This is a genomic window from Caulobacter sp. BE264, assembly GCF_031457805.1.
Taxonomy (GTDB): Bacteria; Pseudomonadota; Alphaproteobacteria; order Caulobacterales; family Caulobacteraceae; genus Caulobacter.
This window is the reverse complement of sequence record NZ_JAVDXI010000001.1, coordinates 479907-498793: the sequence shown is the minus strand read 5'-3', so window position 1 is coordinate 498793 and position 18887 is coordinate 479907. Positions and strand designations below refer to the sequence as shown.

Sequence of the window (18887 nt, the reverse complement as noted above, 5' to 3'; positions counted from 1 at the left end):
ATGGCCACCATTCAAGATGTCGCCCGGGAAGCCGGGGTCTCGACCGCGACCGTCTCGCGGGTCTTCAGCGCGCCCGAACTGGTGCTCGAGCCCACACGCCAGAAGGTCATGGAGGCCGTCCATCGCCTTGGCTACGAGCCGAACTTCGCGGCCAAGAGCCTGCGCACGCTGCGGACCGAGAAGATCCTGGTCACGGTGCCGGACATCTCCAACCCGTTCTTCTCTCAGGTGATCCGCGGCGTCGAGGAAGCCGCGCTGGCGGCCGGGTACTCGGTGCTCTTGGGCGACACGCGCCATGAGGAGGCGCGCGAGGAGCAGTACGCCCTGATGTTCCGGCGCAAGGAGGCTGACGGCCTGATCTTCCTGGGCCATCGCCTTCCGGACGTCCTGGCGGAAATGCTCGCCGCCAAGGGCCCGCGCACGCCGATCGTCAACGGTTGCGAGTTCCGGCCGGGTCTGGCCGTCTCCAGCGCCCATATCGACAACGAGCGCGCTGCGGCCGAGGTGATGGATCACCTCTATGGGCTGGGCCATGTCCGCATCGGGGTCGTAACAGGTCCGCTCGCCAGCCCAATCAGCAGCGACCGGCTCGCGGGCGTGCTCTCCGCCGCCCAGCGCCACGGACGCACCAGCGCGCTGCGGATGGCCATCGGCGACTTCTCGATCGAGTCCGGCGCCCGCCAGGCTGCAGAGTTGCTGGACGAACCGGGCCGCCCGACGGCGATCTTCTGCTTCAGCGACGAGATGGCCATGGGCGCGATGGAGGCGATCCGTCAACGCAGCCTTGATTGCCCGCGCGACATCTCGCTGGTCGGCTTCGACGACATCCGTTTCGCTGAATACCTGCACCCAAAGCTGACCACGGTGCGTCAGCCCAAGGAGCAGATCGGCCACGAGGTGGTTCGGCTGTTGCTCGACATTCTCGCCGGACGATCCACCGCGCTTCAGAACATCACCCTGCCCCACCAGCTGGTGGTCAGGGACAGCACCGCAGCGCCGCTGGGCTAGAGCTCACGACCTGACTTCGTCAGGCCGGGAGCTCTAATCTTGTGTCTTTTGGCGCATTTTTCTTCACGCGAACCGGAACCACTTCGCTCGAAAAATGCTCTAGCGCGGCGCCAGCTCTCGCACCCAGATATTGCGGAAGCTGATCGGCGCGCTGGGATCGCCGTGCGCCTGCAGCTTGATCGGCGACGGACCATGGGCCTTGTAGCCGGGCTTGCCGATATAGACGGTCTCGCCCGCTAGGACCGCATTGTCCTGCACCAGCACGCCGTTGTGCAGCACCGTCACCGAGGCGGCCCGGGTCAGCACGCCATCGGGGCCGAACACCGGCGCGCGCCAGATGATGTCGTAGGTCTGCCACTCACCCGGCTTGCGGTTGGCGTTGGCTAGCGGCGGATGCTGCTTGTAGACGGCGCCGGCTTGGCCGTTGACGTAGGTGCTGCTCTGATAGCTGTCGAGGATCTGCACCTCGTAACCCTGATCGCGTGAGCCGGTGGACGCCAGGAACACGCCGCTGTTGCCCCGCGCCTGGCCAGACCCCGCAATGTCGGCGGGAATGCGCCATTCCAGATGCAGTTGATAATCGCGGAACGTCCGCTTGGTCTCGATATTGCCCCGCGCCTTGTCGACGGTGATGACCCCGTCGGCGACGATCCAGCCGGCCGGAGACTTGTCGGCCGCCGTGACCCACTGATCCAGGTCGCGGCCGTCGAACAGGATGATCGCGTCGGACGGGGCTGCGCCGGAAACGGTTCCCGGAGCAACGACCGGCACAAGAGGCTTCCAGACCTCGGTGTCCTCAGGACGCGTCTGGGCCGCCGCGTCGGAGGCCGATATCCAGACTCCGAGGCCGGCTCCCACGAACGCCCAGACCTGCTTGCCGACCATCCGCATCACGCTCCCCGCACGCCGACGCTCTACGGTCGACCTGCGCGCAGGATTGACCAGCGCGCCCCACGCCGCAAGCGGCGGCGCGCCGCCTCACTATTCCCACTCGATCGTGCCCGGCGGCTTGCTGGTCACGTCATAGACGACGCGGTTGACGCCGCGCACCTCGTTGATGATCCGCGTGGCGGTCTTGCCGAGCACGGCCCAGGGGAATTCGAAGAAGTCGGCGGTCATGCCGTCGGTCGAGGTCACCGCGCGCAGGGCCAGCACGTTCTCGTAGGTGCGCGCATCGCCCATCACGCCGACGGTCTTGACCGGCAGCAGCACGGCGAAAGCCTGCCAGATCTGATCGTAGAGGCCGGCGTTACGGATCTCTTCCAGATAGATGGCGTCGGCGTCCTGCAGGACCTTGACCTTCTCGGGCGTAATCTCGCCGGGGATGCGTATGGCCAGGCCCGGGCCGGGGAACGGATGGCGGCCGACGAAGGCCGGGGCCAGGCCCAGCTCGACGCCCAGAGCGCGGACCTCGTCCTTGAAGAGTTCGCGCAGCGGCTCGACCAGCTTGAGCTTCATGTAGTCCGGCAGGCCGCCGACATTATGGTGGCTCTTGATCACCGCCGAGGGGCCGCCGCGCGCCGAGACGCTCTCGACCACGTCCGGATAGAGCGTGCCCTGGGCCAGGAACTCCGCGCCGTCGATCTTGGCGGCTTCCTTGTCGAAGACGTCGATGAACAGGCGACCGATGGTCTTGCGCTTGGTCTCGGGATCGCTGACGCCCGCCAGCTCGCCTAGGAACAGGTCCCCGGCGTCCACATGCACCAGCGGGATGTTGTAGTGGTCGCGGAACAGGGTCACGACCTGGTCGGCCTCGTTCTTGCGAAGCAGGCCCGTGTCGACGAACACGCAGGTCAGCTGGTCGCCGATCGCCTCGTGGATCAGCACGGCGGCCACCGAGCTGTCGACGCCGCCCGACAAGCCGCAGATCACCTTGCCCGAGCCGACTTGGTCGCGGATCTTCTGGACCATCTCCTGGCGGAAGGCCGCCATGGTCCAGTCGCCCTTCAGGCCGGCCAGGGCCAGGAAGTTCTTGTAGATCTGGGTCCCGTTAACGGTGTGATACACCTCGGGGTGGAACTGGACGGCGTAGATCTTCTTGTCGTCGTTGGCGATGGCGGCGAACGGCGCGCCGGTCGAGGTGGCGATCACCTCAAACCCGTCCGGAATGGCGACGACCCGGTCGCCGTGGCTCATCCACACCGTCTCGACCTCACCGACGCCGGCCAGGCCGGCGAACAGCGGGCTTTGCTTGCCGATGGTCAGTTCAGCGCGGCCGAACTCGCCGGCGTGGCCGCCCTCGACCTTGCCGCCCAGCACGTCGCACAGCAGTTGCTGGCCGTAGCAGATGGCCAGCATCGGCAGGCCAAGATCGAACAGCTTGCGGCCAATGCGGGGGCTGTCCTCTTCCAGCACGCTGGCCGGACCGCCCGACAGGATGATGGCGCTGGGCTGGTAGTCGTCGACCAGCGCCTCGGCCTTGTCGAACGGATGGATCTCGCAATAGACGCCCGCCTCACGCACCCGGCGCGCGATCAGCTGGGTGACCTGGCTGCCAAAGTCGACGATCAGGACGCGCTGGTGGTTCGTTTCGGGGTTCATCGGCAAGTCTCCAGCGGTCGGGCGTTCAAGGTCAGGGCGTATAGGAGGCGCGTTGAAGCACTGCGGCAAAGAAGCCGTCGGTGCCTGCGCGATAGGGCGTCAGACGCAAATAGCCTTCGGGGGTCACATGGGTGACGCCGGCCAGGGCGATTGGCTTGACGGTGAACTCGGGGTGGCGCTCCAGGAAGCTGGCGACGCGGTCCTCGTTCTCCTCGGTCAGCAGCGAGCAGGTCACATAGATCATGCGACCGCCGGCCTTCACGAAGGTCGCGGCGTCTTCCAGCACGCTGTCCTGCTCGATCTGGCGCTTGGCCAACTGGTCAGGTGACAGACGCCACTTGGCGTCGGGGTGACGGCGCCAGGTGCCCGCGCCCGTGCAGGGGGCGTCGACGAAGACGACGTCGATCTTGCCTTCCAGACCCTTCAGGGGCGTGGCCTCGATCGGCGAGCGGATCTGCAGGTTGCGAACCCCGGCCCGCTGCCCGCGACGGATGGTGTCCGCCAGACGGCGGGCGTCGCTGTCATGGGCGAAGATCTGGCCGCTGTTGCCCATGGCGGCAGCGAGCGCGAGCGTCTTGCCGCCGCCGCCGGCGCAGAAGTCGAGAACCTGCTTGCCCTTCACCTCGCCGGCCACAGCGGCGGCGATCTGCGACCCCAGGTCCTGCACCTCGAACCAACCCTTTGAGAACGCCGGGACGGCTTCGACAGAGGGCGTTCGATCGGCAGCCGCTGGCGCTGGGATGCGGAAAGCCGTCGGCAGCACGCCGGCCGGCGCGGCGTCGATCAAGGCCAGGGCCTTGGCGCAACGTTCGACATCGGTCTTCAGCGTGTTGACCCGCAGGTCGACCGGGGCGCGCTCCGAGAGCGCGCGCATCTCTGCGGCCTGCTCAGCGCCCAGGGCGCGCGCCAGGTGCGGCTCCAGCCAGTCCGGATAGTCACCCGCCACGGGCGCCGGCGCGCCTTCCAGGGATACAGGTTCCGCCAGACGCTGGCGCTCGACATCCGTCAGGGCGCCGAAGCCGTGCTCCTCAGCGGCGGCCTCGGCGATCCGCTCGACCGGCCACTTCCAAAGGAAAGCCAGCACGCCCAGCATCACGCCTCGGGCGCTGGCGTCGCCCATCAGCCAACCCAGCGAGCGCTTGCGGCGAAGGGCGTCCAGCACCAGACCCGACACGAAGGCGCGGTCCTTGGACCCCGCATAGCGCGCGGTCTCGCCCCAGCGCTTCAGCGCCATCTTCACTGGAAAATGTCGCGTCTCGATCTCGGTGAGAACCTCGATCGCCGCTGAAACCCGTCCTCCGTCTCGCATCAGACCACCAGGGCCGCGAGCAGCATCAGGATCCCGACCATCGACGCCAGCCAGACCAGGCTGCGGACAAAGGGCACGCCGAAGGCGTAGAGCGGCACATAGGCCGCGCGCGCGGCGACATACAGCGCCGCGCCATAGACCGTTAGGTCACCCAGGCGGCCGCCCAGATAGTCGATGATCACCAAGGCCACGAAGAATGGGAACGTCTCGCGGAAATTGGCGAAGGCCCGCGTGAGCCGACCGGCCATGCCGGTCAGCTCGATCTTCTCATCGCGGGGACCGACGTTCCACTTCAAGCCGCGCTGCGGCTGGGCGGCGGCCGACGCCCAGAGCAGGTTGAGAATTCCAATGATGACCGCCACGGCGATCATCTGCAGCTCGAAGGCCATCCGCATCGGCTAGACCGCGCTCGGGTAGTTGGGCGCCTCGCGGGTGATCATCACGTCATGGACATGGCTTTCCCGCAAACCCGCGCCCGTGATGCGGACAAAGCGGGCACGCTGCTGCAGTTCGGGGATCGTCGGCGCGCCGAGATAGCCCATCGCCGCGCGCAGGCCGCCGACCAGCTGGTGCAGCACCGGCGAGATCGGACCCTTGAAGGGCGTCTGGCCCTCGATGCCTTCCGGCACCAGCTTGAAGTTGTCGGTGACTTCCTTCTGGAAGTAGCGGTCGGCCGAACCGCGGGCCATGGCGCCCACCGAGCCCATGCCGCGATAGCTCTTGTACGAGCGGCCCTGGTACAGGAACACCTCGCCTGGCGCCTCTTCGGTGCCGGCGAACATCGAGCCCATCATGGCGGTCGAGGCCCCGGCGGCGATGGCCTTGGCCAGGTCGCCCGAGTACTTGATGCCGCCGTCGGCGATGACCGGCGTGTTGCTGTCCTTGGCGGCGCGAACCGCTTCCATGATCGCGGTCAGTTGCGGCACGCCCACGCCCGCGACGATGCGAGTGGTGCAGATCGAACCCGGGCCGATACCAACCTTCACGGCGTCGGCGCCAGCGTCGATCAGGGCGCGGGCGGCGTCGTAGGTGGCGATGTTGCCGGCGACGATCTGGACGCGGTTGGCTTCGCGCTTCAGACGGGTCACGGCGGCGGCGACCTGGCTGGAGTGGCCGTGCGCCGTGTCGATGACGACCACGTCAACGCCCGCGTCCACCAGCGCCATCGAACGCTCGAAGCCCGCGTCGCCGACGGTCGAGGCCGCGCCGACCAGCAGGCGGCCTTTGTCGTCCTTGGCGGCCAGCGGGTGAGCCTGGGCCTTTTCGATGTCCTTGACCGTGATCAGGCCGACGGCGCGGTAGGCGTCGTCAACGACGATGAGGCGTTCGATCTTGTGTTTGCGCAGCAGCTCGCGCGCCTCGCGGTGATCCACGCCTTCCGAGACGGTGATCAGGCCCTCGCGGGTCATCAGCTGCGAGGCCGGGACGTTGGCGTCGCCTTCGAAGCGCATGTCGCGGTTCGTGAGAATGCCGACCAGCTTGCCCGCGCCGCGTTCGACCACCGGGAAGCCCGAGATCTTGCGACGCGCCTTGATCTCGCGAATTTCGGCCAGGGTCGTGTCGGGATGAATGGTCAGCGGATTGATGACCATGCCACTTTCGTAGCGCTTGACCTCGCGGACCTGATCGGCCTGCTCCTCGTTGGTGAGGTTGCGGTGCAGGATGCCCATGCCGCCGGCCTGGGCCATGGCGATGGCCAGGCGGCTTTCGGTCACCGTGTCCATCGCAGCGGACACGAGCGGAATGTTCAGACTGATTTCACGCGTGAACCGGGTCTCGGTCGTCACCTGGGTGGGCATGACGTCGGACGCTGCGGGTTCGAGCAAAACGTCGTCGAAGGTGAGCCCTTCGCGAATCTCCATCGGAGTCTCCATTTTGCGGCGCGGATATAGCCGCGAGCCCGACCGTTGTCGACCCGCCACTTCGCCGATTTGGAGAGGAATCTTCCCCGGCGTCAGTCGGCGACGGCGTCCAGGCCCAGCCGGCCCAGCTTGGACAGCACCGCAACGCCGTCGCCGGCGCTGATCACCTCGTCACCCTTGGGCTTTTCGATCAGTTCGCCGCTGGCGCGCTCGATACGCACGACCAGGACGCCGCCGCGTCGCTCGAACTCGGCGACCGTGACCCGTCGGGCGGCGAAGGAGGCTGGCGCGGTGACGAGGCCAAGATCCAGTCCCAACTGCGCCAAGGCCTCGCTCTGATGAGCGGCCGGCGCCCGCGCCTCCTTCAGGAAGCTGGCCAGGCGCGGATAGAGGATCATCTCGGCGATGCGCTCGGCGCCGATATGGGCCGGCATCACCACCTTGTCGGCGCCGGCCTGCACCAGCTTGCGCTCGGTCGTGGGCCGCTCGCCTCGCGCGATGATCTCGATCTGCGGGTTGAGGCTGCGGGCAGACAGGGTGATGAACACGTTCGCGGCGTCATCGGGCAGCACAGTGGCCAGCACCTTGGCGCGCTCGACATGCATCGCGCGCAACACGTCTTCATCGGTGGCGTCGGCGTGCCGGCAGAGATAGCCAAGCTCTCGCGCCTCCTGGCAACGTGCTTCGTCCCGCTCGACCACGACGAAGCACTCTCCGGCGGCCGCAAGCTCACTCGCGAGCATGAGTCCGATACGCCCGAAGCCGCAGATGACGATGTGCCCGTCGAGCTTGTCGATGTCCCGTTCCACGCGCTTTCCAAAGAAGTGTTCCAACTGAGACTGGGTCAGCGCCTGCACCAGCGCGCCGGTGACGACGATGACGCCGGTGCACCCGAACACCATTGTGCCCATGGTGACTGCGTGCAAGTAGTCGGTGTTGACCGGGCGAACCTCGCCATAGCCCACCGTAAAGATGGTCAGGGTGACCATGTAGAGCGCATCGCCGAACGACCAGCCGGCGCGCATGTAGCCCAGGATCGCTACGGCCGCGACGGCGAGCACGAAGGCGATCGCGAAAGCCAGGTTGCGGAAGGGCCGCGCGATCAGCTCGCCGACCACGCGCTCCCCTCGCCTCACCGTCCTTTGAACCCTGTCGCGACCAGGAACACCTCGGAGCTGTCCTGCCGGCTGGCCTTCGGTTTGAAGTGCTGGACCTTGTCGAAATGGCGTTTCAGCCTGCCGATGATCTCGGCCGTCTCGCCGCCCTGGAACGCCTTGGCCACGAACGCGCCGCCAGGCTTCAAGACATCGATGGCGAACTCGGCGGCGATCTCGATCAGGCCCACGATCCGCAGGTGATCGGTTTCGCGGTGCCCCACCGTGTTGGGCGCCATGTCGGACATGACGAGGTCAGGCTCGCCGCCCAGCAGCTCCAGAAGCTTTTCGGGCGCGCCGTCGGCGGTGAAGTCCATTTCGAGCAGGTGAGCCGGCGCCACGGGGTCGACGGGCAGTAGGTCGATCCCCGCCAGGGTGGTCACGCCGCGCTCGACGGCGATCTGCAGCCAGCCGCCTGGCGCGCAGCCCAGGTCGATGACCTTCGCGCCCTTCCGGAAGAAATGGAACTTGTCGTCGATCTCGCTGATCTTGAACGCCGCGCGGCTGCGATAGCCCAGCGCCCGAGCCTTGGCCGAGAACGGATCATTGATCTGCCGCTCCAGCCAGGCCTGCTGGCTGGGGGTGCGGCCATAGGCGGTCTTCAGGCGCGCGGGTTTGCCGCGTCCGCCTTCATTGCCGCCGGCCGGCGGTTTGACCATGCGCTTGCGGGGCGGCTCTTCGTCACTCATGCGGCTTCAGACTTCCTGGAGGCGCCGCCGCGACGACGCCGACGAGGGCGCCGCTGCTGATCGGACATCAGGGACAACAACAGCCCCTCTCTAAGCCCTCGATCGGCCACACGCACGCGCGAACATGGCCATAGCTCCTGCACGGCCTGGAGGATCGCCGCGCCCGCCAGCACCAGATCGGCGCGGTCCGCCCCAATGCACGGCTCGGCCGCTCGCTCGGCGGAGGTCAATCCCAGCAGGCGATCGGCCGCCGCATCGCAATCGGTCCGGTTCATCCAAAGGCCATCGACGACATTGCGGTCGTAGCGCGGGAGGCCCAGATGCAAGCCCGCAAGACTGGTGATCGCCCCGGACGTCCCGACCAGATGCGCTCGGCCTTCCGCGAACACCTTCCGCATCGGCTCGGCGTGCGGGAACGTCTCGATCCGCGCCTTCACATCGTCGACCATGGCGCGGAACCAAGCGGGATTGGCCTGCTGCCCCTCCGGAAACCGCTCGGCGAGAGTTACAACGCCCACCGGAATCGACAGCCAGGCCTTGATCGGCAGCTTCCAGGCGGCGAACTGCCGAGGCTTGGCGTCCAGCCCGCCCCCCTTTAGGTCGACCCAGGACAGCTCCGTGGAGCCGCCGCCGACATCGACGACCAACGCCGCGTCCTGCTGACGATCGAACAGGCTCATGCAGCCGGCCACCGACAGCTGCGCCTCCTCGCGCGGACTGATGATCTGCAGCTTAAGGCCGGTTTCCTCGTGGACCCTTCGCACAAAGTCGGGACCGTTGGTCGCGCCCCGGCACGCCTGCGTCGCCACCGCCTTTACGCGGATGGCCTTGCGACGGCGGATCTTCTCGGCGCAAACCTTCAACGCGGCCAGAGACCGCTCCATGGCCGCGTCCGAGAGCTGCCCGCTCTGAGACAGCCCCTCGCCCAGACGCACGATGCGGGAATAGGCCTCGACCACGCGGAATCCGCGCGGGCTGGGCGTAGCCACCAGAAGGCGGCAGTTGTTGGTCCCCAGATCGAGCGCCGCATAGCACGACGTCTCCTCCGGCGACCGCCGGCGCCGCCCACTCGGCGCGCCGGGCGCGCGCGGCGCCTCCGACATGGTCCTAACCACCTGTCTCGCAGGCGTCGCGAACAGCTGCGACGCCTCACTTCGAGTCGACCATAGCATGCGACTCGCCCGCCGGAAGGCGCCGCCTTGCCATCCGCGTTCCGACATTTACGTTCAGGAATCAGTCAGGTGCGGCTGTTATTCTGTGCGGCATGAATTCTCGTCTCGCCAAATTCGCGATCGGACAGGTCGTCAGGCACCGGATCTTCCCCTTCCGCGGGGTGGTGTTCGACGTCGATCCGGTTTTCGCCAACACCGAGGAATGGTGGCAGTCGATTCCGGAAGACATCCGGCCGACGAAAGACCAGCCGTTCTACCATCTGTTGGCTGAGAACGAGGACAATAGCTACGTCGCCTATGTGTCCGAACAGAACCTGCTGCCCGACGACAGCGGCGAACCGATCGGCCACCCGCAGACGGCGGTGATCTTCGAGTCGTTCGATCACGGGCTCTACAAGCTGCGGCCGCGAATTTCGCACTAAGCCCCTCGGGATTGCCGGCGCGGGCGGCATCGCCTTGCGAACTTCCCCTTTTGAGAACAACGTTTCTCCGCCGAACCTGCCATTTGGCGAAAATTCCGAACAGCAATTGCCAAATCCGGGGCGTAGCGTCGTCGCATGAGCGGAGATGGCCTGAGCAACGGACCGCCCCCTGGCGCGCGTCCTGACTGGACGATCGATCAAGGCTGGGAAACCTACACCCAGGCCGAGCACGACGTCTGGATCACCCTGTACGAGCGGCAAACCGACATGCTGCGCGGCCGCGCGTGCGATGCGTTCCTGCGCGGGCTGGACGCGCTGGACCTGCACCGCTCGGGTATTCCGGACTTCGCCCGCATCAACGAGGAGCTCAAGCGCCTGACCGGCTGGACCGTGGTGGCCGTGCCGGGCCTGGTGCCTGACGACGTGTTCTTCGACCACCTCGCCAATCGCCGCTTTCCCGCCGGCCAGTTCATTCGCAAGCCGCATGAGCTGGACTATCTGCAAGAGCCGGACATCTTCCATGACGTCTTCGGCCACGTGCCGATGCTCACGGACCCCGTCTTCGCCGACTACATGCAGGCCTATGGCGAAGGCGGTCGCCGCGCCCTCGGCCTCGGGCGCCTGGCCAATCTGGCCCGCCTCTACTGGTACACGGTGGAGTTTGGCCTGATGAACACTCCGGCTGGCCTTCGGATCTATGGCGCGGGGATCGTGTCGTCCCGGACGGAGTCGATCTTCGCCCTCGACGACCCCTCCCCCAACCGCATCGGGTTCGACCTTGAGCGGGTGATGCGCACGCTCTACCGGATCGACGACTTCCAGCAGGTCTACTTCGTGATCGACTCGATCCAGACCCTGCAGGAAGTGACCCTCCGCGACTTCGGCGCGATCTATGAGCGGATGGCCAAGGCCACCGACATCGGCGTCGCCGAGATCGTTCCCGGCGACGCCGTGCTGACCCACGGAACCCAGGCCTACGCCAGGGCGGGCGGGCGGCTGGCCGGCGCTGCGGCGGGCTGAGCCTTAAGTCCAAACAGGGCCCTGAGGCCCGGGATGCGCCGGACGATCTCGTAGGTCGCAAAGCACCCGGCGAAGGTCGCAGCCACCAGGATCGCGCCTTCCAGAGTCTGCGGCAGGCCCAGCTTCGCGAGATTGTGCGCCATGACGACGATCAGGGTCTGATGCACGATGTAGAAGGGGAACACGCCGAGCGTCAGATAGCGCAGCACCCGCCCGCCCTTGTTCGACAGGTGCTTGGCCCCAAAGCCCAGGATGGCGGCGATCGCGCACCATTGATCGGTGGCGTAAACGCAGCGCATGACGATCCGCAGGGCCTCCGGCGGGTTCGCGTCGTCCGCACGGTATACCCAGGCATAAGTCGCCCAGCCCGCCCAACTGGCGAGCGCGAGCGCCAGCGCCGTCCAGCGAACCTTGATCAGTCGAGTCTTGAGGACTTCGGACTTGGCCAGCCCGAAGCCGAGCAGAAACGCCGCGAACGAGACCGCGTGGTTGTACCAGTCCTGAACCAGATCGTGCGTGATCTCGAAACGCGGCAGCAGCACGATCCGCATCGCCGCCAGAAACATGATCGGCCAGACCAGTAAGCCTACGCCCCCCAGGCTTCGCTCCAAACCGCCCTGTAGCCGTGCGCCCAGGCGCGGAAGCAACAGCAGCATCACGGCCAAGACCAGCGAATAGACCAGCAGGTAGGCCACGAACCACATGTGGTTCCAGGTCGGCGTGACTAGGCAGTCATCGCCGTCGCACCAATTCCCGGATGCCGTGACATATTTCAGCCAGAACGCGCCGTACGGGTCCGCGACCAGTCCGGCGCCAGGGCGCGCGGCGACGGCTTCGACGATCTCGTAGTAGCTCTGCGGCGGCACGATCACGAACATCGCGAACAGCAGCGGGGGCAGCAGTCGTGCGATCCGCGACGTCGTCAGTCGACCCACCGAAGTCCTGTCAGCCATGAACCGCGTCGCTGCGCCCGAGACCAGGAACAGCAGGGTCAGGCGCCAAGGATTGGTCAGCTGCATAATCGGCTCGAGCGCCTCGACCGGATGCGGCGTCTTCACGTGCCAGTCCCAAGGCACATAGAACATTCCGGTGTGGTAGAGGATAAGCAGGAAGAATGCGCCGACCCGGATCCAGTCCAGGTCATGGCGCCGATCAGGGCTTGTAATAGGGGTCATGAAGGGGCGTCCGACTTGAAGAGCGATGCCAAGGACCTGCCGCGCGGCGCCGACGCCGGCCAAGTCTCGGGGGATCAGCGGACGCTGGCTGGGACGTCCGGAGCACCGCCTGGGACCAGCGGCGGGTTTTTGGGGACCACCGGCGAAGAGCGCCGGTGGTTGTTTCGCGCCTGGCTGGTGGGTGTCTGCCTGATTGGCTGCATTTGCATCGTCAACGTCCTGACGATCCAGCACGACTCGCCAGACCTGGGTCCGCTGCGCCCGATCATCTGGGAAGGCAGCAGCGCCCTTGTCACCACGGTGATCTTCACCATCCCCGCGGCCATGGCGATCTGGACCCACCGCGTCCGCCCCCGCTGGTGGATCTCATGGCCGGCGCACGTCCTAGCGCTGCTGGTCTATTCGGTCCTGCACGTCTCAGGGTTCCTGGTCCTGCGCGAATGGGCGCATGCCGCGCTTCTCAACGAAGCCTACGACTATGGCCCGCTCTCGACCGAGTTCCCCTACGAGTTCCGCAAGGACTTTCTGGCCTATCTGCTGGCGTCCGGCGCCTTCTGGCTGGCGCTGCAGCGGAGCGGTCAGAAGCCCGATGCGACGGAGCCAGCGCGCACGCCCACCTTCGACATTCAGGACGGTGCGCGCCTGATCCGCGTCTCGATGGACAAGATCATCGCCGTCAAGTCGGCGGGAAACTACGTCGAGTTCGTCCTGTCCGACGACCGACGCCCGCTGATGCGGTCGTCGCTGGCGGCTATACACAACGCGCTGGGCGCGGAGGGCTTTGTGCGTACGCACAAGTCCTGGCTGGTGAACAGAGCGCAGGTCACGGGACTGAGGCCCGAGGGCTCGGGCGACTACACGGTGGAGCTCGGCGCGCAGGAAGCGCCGTTGTCGCGGCGCTTCCCCGAGGCCTTGGCGGCGCTGCGCGATCCTGCCTAGCCGACAGGTCGAAGCAGCAGGCCCATCAGGATATCATCCTCGAAACGGCCGTCGGGCAACCGACCACGCGCGACCTGGCGTCCCTCTTGTTGAAAGCCCAGACGCTCGTAAAGACGAACCGCGCCCGGGTTGCCCGCGCCGGCCGCCAGTTCGATCCGCACGATCTCAGGCTCCGCCGATCGCGCCCAGGCGATCAGCGTCTCAAACAGCTTTGAGCCAACCCCGCGCCCCTGATGGTCAGGAAGGACGGCGACCGTTATGCCGCCCAGCACATGGGCGAACAACGCGATCGTCTCGCGCTTCGCATGGATCTCGCCGCAGACGGTGCCGTCCTCATTGACAGCGACGAGACAGATATCCGCAGCGATCGCCGCCTCAGCGAAAGCCAGCGTGACTTCCTCGGGCGTGCGGGCCAAGGCGCCGGGTGTCACGGCCGCAGCGCGATGAACGGCCACGATGGCGTCGCGATCGGCTGTTGTGGCGCGCCGAACGGTGATGCTCATGCCATCCTCTGGAAGGGATAGAAGTCGTCGCCCAGTCCCAGAATCTGGGTCAGCTCGTCAAGCGCCTCGCGGCTCTCGATCAGGAGCTTCGGATCGGCCAGATCCGCCGGCGAGAGGCGGTCGCGGTAACGGCGAGCGATCCAGTCGGCCAGTGCATCCTGCAGCGCGGGCGTGAAGCGTTGCGCCGGATTCGTGGCCGCCAGCTCGGCCTCGGTCAGGACGATGCGAAGACGCAGGCAGGCGGGACCGCCACCGTTGCGCATGCTCTGGCGGACGTCGACGTACTCGACACGCCCGATGGGCCCATTCGACGCCGCGAGCCCTTCGGCCACGGCATGTGCGCGCTGGTTGTCGCGCGTCTCGATCGGAGCCAGCAGCACCAGCCGATCCTCGCCTGGGACGACCAGAAGCTGGGAGTTGAACAGATAGCTGGCGACGAGGTCGGCCATCGGCAGATCGGCCTCGCTCACCTCGACAAAGACCGGCTCGAGCAATCCCGCCGCCGCCGCCCGCACCTCACGCTCTATCACGGCGCGATCCTCGAAGGCCCGCTCATGGAAGAACAGACATTCGCGGGTTCCCACGCAGACGACGTCATTGTGGAACGCGCCGCCTTCGATCGCGGCCTTGCCTTGCTGCGGGAACACCGCCCGCGCCGCGCCGTGCCGGCGCTGGATCGCCTCGAAGGCCTCACGGGTCTGGCGCGCGGGGAAGCGGCCATCCCAATGGCTCCAGGCCTCGCGCCCCCAGACGAACAGATTCACGCCCGGCGCGCCGTGGTCGGCGCAGAGCCGCACGTGGTTGGCCGCGCCCTCGTCGGCGAAGTGCGGTTGAGCGGGGAGCGGATCGTGAACGACGAACCGGGCTTCGTCGGGAAACAGCCGCCGCAACGACCGCGCGGTCTGCGGACCTTCCAGACTGCGATGCAGATTGGTCAGCAGGTTGGCGGGGGTGAAATGAACCCGTCCATCGGCGGCGTCGGCGCTCGGGGTGACCGTAGCGGCGTTAGCGGCCCACATCGGCGAGGCCGAGCAAGCGGCTGCCGCCAGAGCCGGCGCATCCTTCCATGCCGAGGCGAGAACGTGCTCCTCAGAACCCGAAAAGCCTAGCTGTTTCAGAAGGTCTATGGCCGGCCGCTCATGCGGCGGCAGCACGAACTGGGGCAGCCCCAGATCAGCGAGCCGCCGCATCTTGGAGAGCCCCTCCAGCGCCGCGCCCCGCGGATTAGACACCTCGCCGGCGTTGCGGGTGCTGGCGAGGTTGCCGGGCGATAGACCGACATACGAGTGGGTCGGCCCGACAAGGCCGTCACAGTTGGCTTCAAAGGCTAAGGTCATGCCCTCAAACCCTTGATATCCCCGAAAGTATCGACCACTTCCGATGCCTCAAAACTGGCCACCGGATAGGCGCAGTAGTCGGCCGCGTAGTAGGCGCTGGGCCGATGGTTGCCTGAAGCGCCCAGACCGCCGAACGGCATCGAGCCCGCCGCCCCGGTGGTCGGCCGGTTCCAGTTGACCACGCCGGCGCGAATGCGGTTGAGGAACTTGTCCCAAAGTTTTGAATCATTGGAGATAAGCCCAGCCGAAAGGCCATAGCGCGTGGCGTTTGCGGCGGTCATCGCCTCGTCGAAACTGGCGACCCGGCGAACCTGCAACAGCGGCGCGAACAGCTCCTCGTCAGGCGTTGCGACGCCCGTGACATCGATGATCCCGGGCTTGAGGAAGGCCTCGCCGAGACCCGCCACACCGTCCAGCGGAAGGATTGCGTCCCCGGGCATGGCCGCCGCGACATCCCGCGCGGCGCGCGCGGCGCGGGCCGAGATCAGCGGACCCATGAACGGCTCGCTGGGGCTGTTCCAGGCGCCGATCGTCAGGCGATCGACTAGCGCCGCCGTCGCCTCGATGACCGCCCGACCAGAGGCGTCGTCCGACACGATCAGCCGGCGCGCACACGAGCAGCGCTGACCGGTGGTGATGAACGCCGATTGCACGACCAGAGCCGCAACAGCCTCCGGCGCATCGTCGGCGTTCCAGACCACCAGCGGATTGTTGCCGCCGAGTTCCAGCGCCATGATCACATCCGGTCGGTCAGCGAAGTAGCGGCGGAAGTAGGCGCCGGCTGCCGCCGAGCCCGTGAATAGTAGACCGTCGATTTCCTGGGCGATGAGCGCCTGGCCGGTTTCGCGCCCGCCTTGGACGAGATTGACGACACCGGCCGGCACGCCTGCGGCTTCCAGAGCCTCGACCAGCAACTCGCCCGCCAGCGGCGTTTCTTCCGACGGCTTGAACACCACCGTATCGCCGGCCAGCAAGGCGGGTACGATGTGGCCGTTGGGCAGATGGCCGGGGAAGTTGAACGGACCGAGCACGGCCATGACGCCATGGGCGCGGTGACGCAGAACCGCGCGACCGAACGGCATCGCGTTCTCGGTGACGCCGGTGCGTTCGTCATAGGCGCGGATCGACAGGTCGACCTTGCCGGCCATGGAAGCGAGTTCGGCCTTGGTCTCCCACAGCGCCTTGCCGGTCTCGCGGCTCAAGGCCTCGGCATAGGCGGCCGTCCGTTCGACCAGGATGTCCTTGTAGCGGCGAAGGATAGCGATCCGCTCATCACGTGGACGATCGGACCAGGCCGGGAACGCCTTGCGGGCCGCAGCGACCGCGTCGGTGACATCGGCGCCCGTGGCGGTCGCGCCGCGCCACACCACCTCGCCCGTCGCCGGGTCGGTCGATTCAAGCGCCGCGCCCTGGCCGGAACGCCACTTCCCATCGATGAACAGTTCGCCGCTCATGCCTTCACCCGCACAACTTCGCCTTCGCCAACACCCAGGGCGTCCATCGCGTCACGCCCCAGAATCGCCGTTTCGCCGTCGATCAACACCGGCGCACGAATGGCGCGGAACCGAGCCACTTCGCCGGTCGAGATCAGGGCCTCTTCGCCAAAGGCGTCTTCGCCCGCCTTGATCCGCAGACGCCGCGAGTCGCGCACGGTGCGAATGTCGTCACGCGGACAAGCCACGGTCGGACCTGCGTCGAACAGATCGACGAGACCCTGGTAGCGGAAGCCCTCGCGCTCCAGCATCGCACGGGCGGCCTCGCCGTCGCGGTGCACGCGGCCGATCACGTCGCGCGCCTCCTCGGGCAGGAGCTCTGTGTAGATCGGATGGCGCGGCGCCAGGTCGAGGATGAACTGGCCATCGGTCGAGGCGCTCATCAGGTCGGCCTGGTCGAAGTCGAGACGGAAAAACTTGTGCGAGACGTGCTCCCAGAACGGGCAACGACCGTCCTCGTCAAACCAGCCGCGCAACTCGGCCAGGACCATCTCGGCGAAACGCTGCGGCTCGATGCCGATCAGCATGTAGCGCGACTGGGCCAGCAGCCTCCCTGCCCCGCCCTTGCGCTTCTCGGGACGGAGAAACAGCGAGCCGACCTCGGACCAGCCAGCGCATTCGTTCACCAGCACCAGCGCCTTGTGGTCGAAGCGCATTTCGAGCGTCGGCGAGGATTGAGCCAGCGTCACCACGCGGAAGGAGAAGAACGGTCTCTTCAAGCCAACGCCGGCCTTCACACCCGCAACGCCCTCGATGCTCCCGGACTCCAGGTCCTCCAGCATCAGGGTGTACCAGGCCTCGGGCGGCGCGACGCCGGCCTGGAAGCTGGCCTCTGACAGCGCCAGGCGCGCGCGAAGCGTAGGCTCGTCTTCGGGCAGACTGGTGAAGCCTCGCCCCGACAGGACGGCCAGCTCCATCAAGGCTTCGAAATCGGCGGAACCGGCGGGACGGACGACGAGCATTCACGCATTCTCCATGGCCGCGCGAATCGCTCTGGCGTCGATCTCCCCGCTGGCCAACTTCATCAGGATGGTCGCCGAGAGCTGGGCGCGCTCGACAAAGCTTTCGGGCCAAGCATGCTCGGCCTCGCTATGGATGTCGCCGCCGCGCACGCCCAGCGTATCGACGTTAGGCAGGCCAGACGCGAAGAGGTTGTTGCCTTCGCACACGCCCCCGGACGGCTTCCAGGTGATGTCCTGCCCCAGCAGCGCGCCGGCCGCCTTCACCGCACTGAACAGCTTCTGCTGGGCGGCGTTGAACGGCTTGGCGCCGCGCGTGATCAGGCCGTGTAGATGGGCGTGGAGGTCAGGATCGACCTCGCTCACGATCCGCGCCACTTCGGCCTGGCACCAGGCGGCCGCTTCTGCCTCCGGGAAGCGAACGTTGAAGCGGACCACGGCCACGTCAGGCACCATGTTCAGGGGCGCGCCGCCGTCGATCCGCGCCACATTCACCGTAAGACCGTCGCGCAAGCCGTTCAAAGCATGCAGCTTCTCGGCGACGCGAGCCGCGCCGAGCACGGCATTTCGGCCGGCGGCGAAGTCTCGCCCGGCGTGCGCGGCGCGCCCGTGGATGACGATATGGAAATTGCCCGAGCCCTTGCGCGCAGCGGCCAGTGCGCCGTCAGCGAGCGCCGGCTCGTAGGTGAGACCCACATGTCCCAAACCGGCGAACTCGGACAGAACAGGCCCCGAAGCGATCGAACCAATCTCCTCGTCCGGCGACAACAGGACGCGATACCCGATATTGCCGGCCAGAGGATGCGCCTCGAAGGCTTCCAGCGCCGCCAGCATGACCGAGATGCCGCCCTTCATGTCCGCGATCCCCGGACCGTGCAGCGCGCCGTCCGGACGAGTCCGCACGACCTGGAACGGACTGCTTTGCGGATATACGGTGTCGTAGTGCCCGGTGAGGATGACCTGCACCGGCGCCTCGGGCCGGACGATCACCGCGACGGACGGCGGATGCTGGAACTCCGCCTCGCGGCCGTTCGCGTCAATCTCCCGCGACGGAGCCAACGGGATCTCCACGGGGGCGGCGGGCAGGCTTGCGGCGGCGTCGAGCAGAATCTGCCTTTGCCGTTCAAGGCCAGCGAGATTCCGGCTTCCGGAGTTCACCGCGCACCAGTCGACCGCGCGATCGACGATCCGGCCGCCCTCTTGCGCGATCCTGTCCAGAACGCCGCGATCTTCTGACGTTAGATGCATGAAAGCTCGTTCCTCCCTCAGTCAAGATAACCAAGGGCCGCGGGCAAATCGTGCTC

Annotated in this window: 18 protein-coding genes; 4 read left to right on the top strand and 14 right to left on the bottom strand. The window is 66.9% G+C overall.

What is annotated here, in order from left to right:
* The gene (locus J2X45_RS02430) at positions 1-1008 is read left to right on the top strand and encodes a LacI family DNA-binding transcriptional regulator (RefSeq protein ID WP_310210823.1); all 1008 of its coding nucleotides are present in this window, start codon (positions 1-3) and stop codon (positions 1006-1008) included.
* A gap of 99 nt (positions 1009-1107) precedes the next feature.
* Here J2X45_RS02430 and J2X45_RS02425 read toward each other — a convergent pair whose 3' ends face one another.
* From J2X45_RS02425 to J2X45_RS02390, 8 genes are all read right to left on the bottom strand, one after another.
* Positions 1108-1893: a DUF1080 domain-containing protein gene (locus J2X45_RS02425; protein ID WP_310210820.1), complete on the bottom strand. Its 786-nt coding sequence runs from the start codon at positions 1891-1893 to the stop codon at positions 1108-1110.
* A 96-nt stretch (positions 1894-1989) separates the two neighbouring features.
* A complete protein-coding gene (guaA, locus tag J2X45_RS02420; RefSeq protein ID WP_310210817.1) occupies positions 1990-3549 on the bottom strand; it encodes a glutamine-hydrolyzing GMP synthase in 1560 nt (519 codons plus the stop codon).
* Positions 3550-3580: 31 nt separating this feature from the next.
* Positions 3581-4858, bottom strand: a complete 1278-nt coding sequence (locus J2X45_RS02415; protein WP_310210814.1) for an RsmB/NOP family class I SAM-dependent RNA methyltransferase — start codon at positions 4856-4858, stop codon at positions 3581-3583.
* A complete protein-coding gene (locus tag J2X45_RS02410) occupies positions 4858-5253 on the bottom strand; it encodes an MAPEG family protein (RefSeq protein WP_310210811.1) in 396 nt (131 codons plus the stop codon). The genes J2X45_RS02415 and J2X45_RS02410 overlap by 1 nt, the downstream gene beginning before the upstream one ends.
* Positions 5254-5256: 3 nt before the next feature.
* Complete coding sequence (gene guaB / locus J2X45_RS02405; RefSeq protein ID WP_310210808.1) at positions 5257-6720, bottom strand: IMP dehydrogenase; 1464 nt, start codon at positions 6718-6720, stop codon at positions 5257-5259.
* Between the two features lie 92 nt (positions 6721-6812).
* A complete protein-coding gene (locus J2X45_RS02400) occupies positions 6813-7856 on the bottom strand; it encodes an NAD-binding protein (protein ID WP_310210805.1) in 1044 nt (347 codons plus the stop codon).
* Positions 7853-8563: an RlmE family RNA methyltransferase gene (locus J2X45_RS02395; RefSeq protein WP_310210802.1), complete on the bottom strand. Its 711-nt coding sequence runs from the start codon at positions 8561-8563 to the stop codon at positions 7853-7855. The genes J2X45_RS02400 and J2X45_RS02395 overlap by 4 nt, the downstream gene beginning before the upstream one ends.
* Entirely contained in the window at positions 8560-9666 is a 1107-nt protein-coding gene (locus J2X45_RS02390; RefSeq protein ID WP_310210799.1) for a Ppx/GppA phosphatase family protein, read from the bottom strand. The genes J2X45_RS02395 and J2X45_RS02390 overlap by 4 nt, the downstream gene beginning before the upstream one ends.
* A 161-nt stretch (positions 9667-9827) precedes the next feature.
* Here J2X45_RS02390 and hspQ point away from each other — a divergent pair, with 161 nt between their 5' ends.
* Together hspQ and phhA are read left to right on the top strand one after the other, a co-directional pair.
* On the top strand, positions 9828-10157 hold the full coding sequence (gene hspQ, locus J2X45_RS02385) for a heat shock protein HspQ (protein ID WP_010919487.1): 330 nt from the start codon (positions 9828-9830) through the stop codon (positions 10155-10157).
* A 135-nt stretch (positions 10158-10292) separates the two neighbouring features.
* Positions 10293-11177 (top strand): phenylalanine 4-monooxygenase, encoded by an 885-nt coding sequence (phhA, locus tag J2X45_RS02380; protein ID WP_310210795.1) that lies wholly within the window; start codon positions 10293-10295, stop codon positions 11175-11177.
* Here phhA and J2X45_RS02375 read toward each other — a convergent pair.
* The gene (locus tag J2X45_RS02375) at positions 11132-12352 is read right to left on the bottom strand and encodes an acyltransferase family protein (protein ID WP_310210792.1); all 1221 of its coding nucleotides are present in this window, start codon (positions 12350-12352) and stop codon (positions 11132-11134) included. The two genes, phhA and J2X45_RS02375, sit on opposite strands and share 46 nt — an antisense overlap.
* Here J2X45_RS02375 and J2X45_RS02370 point away from each other — a divergent pair.
* The gene (locus tag J2X45_RS02370) at positions 12320-13291 is read left to right on the top strand and encodes a LytTR family DNA-binding domain-containing protein (protein WP_310210789.1); all 972 of its coding nucleotides are present in this window, start codon (positions 12320-12322) and stop codon (positions 13289-13291) included. The two genes, J2X45_RS02375 and J2X45_RS02370, sit on opposite strands and share 33 nt — an antisense overlap.
* Here J2X45_RS02370 and J2X45_RS02365 read toward each other — a convergent pair.
* From J2X45_RS02365 to J2X45_RS02345, 5 genes are read right to left on the bottom strand one after another with little or no spacing between them, the layout of a single operon-like run.
* Positions 13288-13794, bottom strand: coding sequence for a GNAT family N-acetyltransferase (locus J2X45_RS02365; protein WP_310210786.1), 507 nt, complete (start codon positions 13792-13794; stop codon positions 13288-13290). The genes J2X45_RS02370 and J2X45_RS02365 overlap by 4 nt on opposite strands.
* Positions 13791-15131 (bottom strand): N-succinylarginine dihydrolase, encoded by a 1341-nt coding sequence (gene astB / locus J2X45_RS02360; protein ID WP_310210783.1) that lies wholly within the window; start codon positions 15129-15131, stop codon positions 13791-13793. Before astB ends, J2X45_RS02365 begins: the two co-directional genes overlap by 4 nt.
* The gene (gene astD, locus J2X45_RS02355; protein WP_310210781.1) at positions 15128-16585 is read right to left on the bottom strand and encodes a succinylglutamate-semialdehyde dehydrogenase; all 1458 of its coding nucleotides are present in this window, start codon (positions 16583-16585) and stop codon (positions 15128-15130) included. Before astD ends, astB begins: the two co-directional genes overlap by 4 nt.
* Positions 16582-17586 (bottom strand): arginine N-succinyltransferase, encoded by a 1005-nt coding sequence (locus J2X45_RS02350; protein ID WP_310210778.1) that lies wholly within the window; start codon positions 17584-17586, stop codon positions 16582-16584. Before J2X45_RS02350 ends, astD begins: the two co-directional genes overlap by 4 nt.
* The gene (locus tag J2X45_RS02345) at positions 17587-18831 is read right to left on the bottom strand and encodes a hydrolase (protein WP_310210775.1); all 1245 of its coding nucleotides are present in this window, start codon (positions 18829-18831) and stop codon (positions 17587-17589) included. It abuts the gene before it with no gap.
* Positions 18832-18887: the final 56 nt, after the last annotated feature.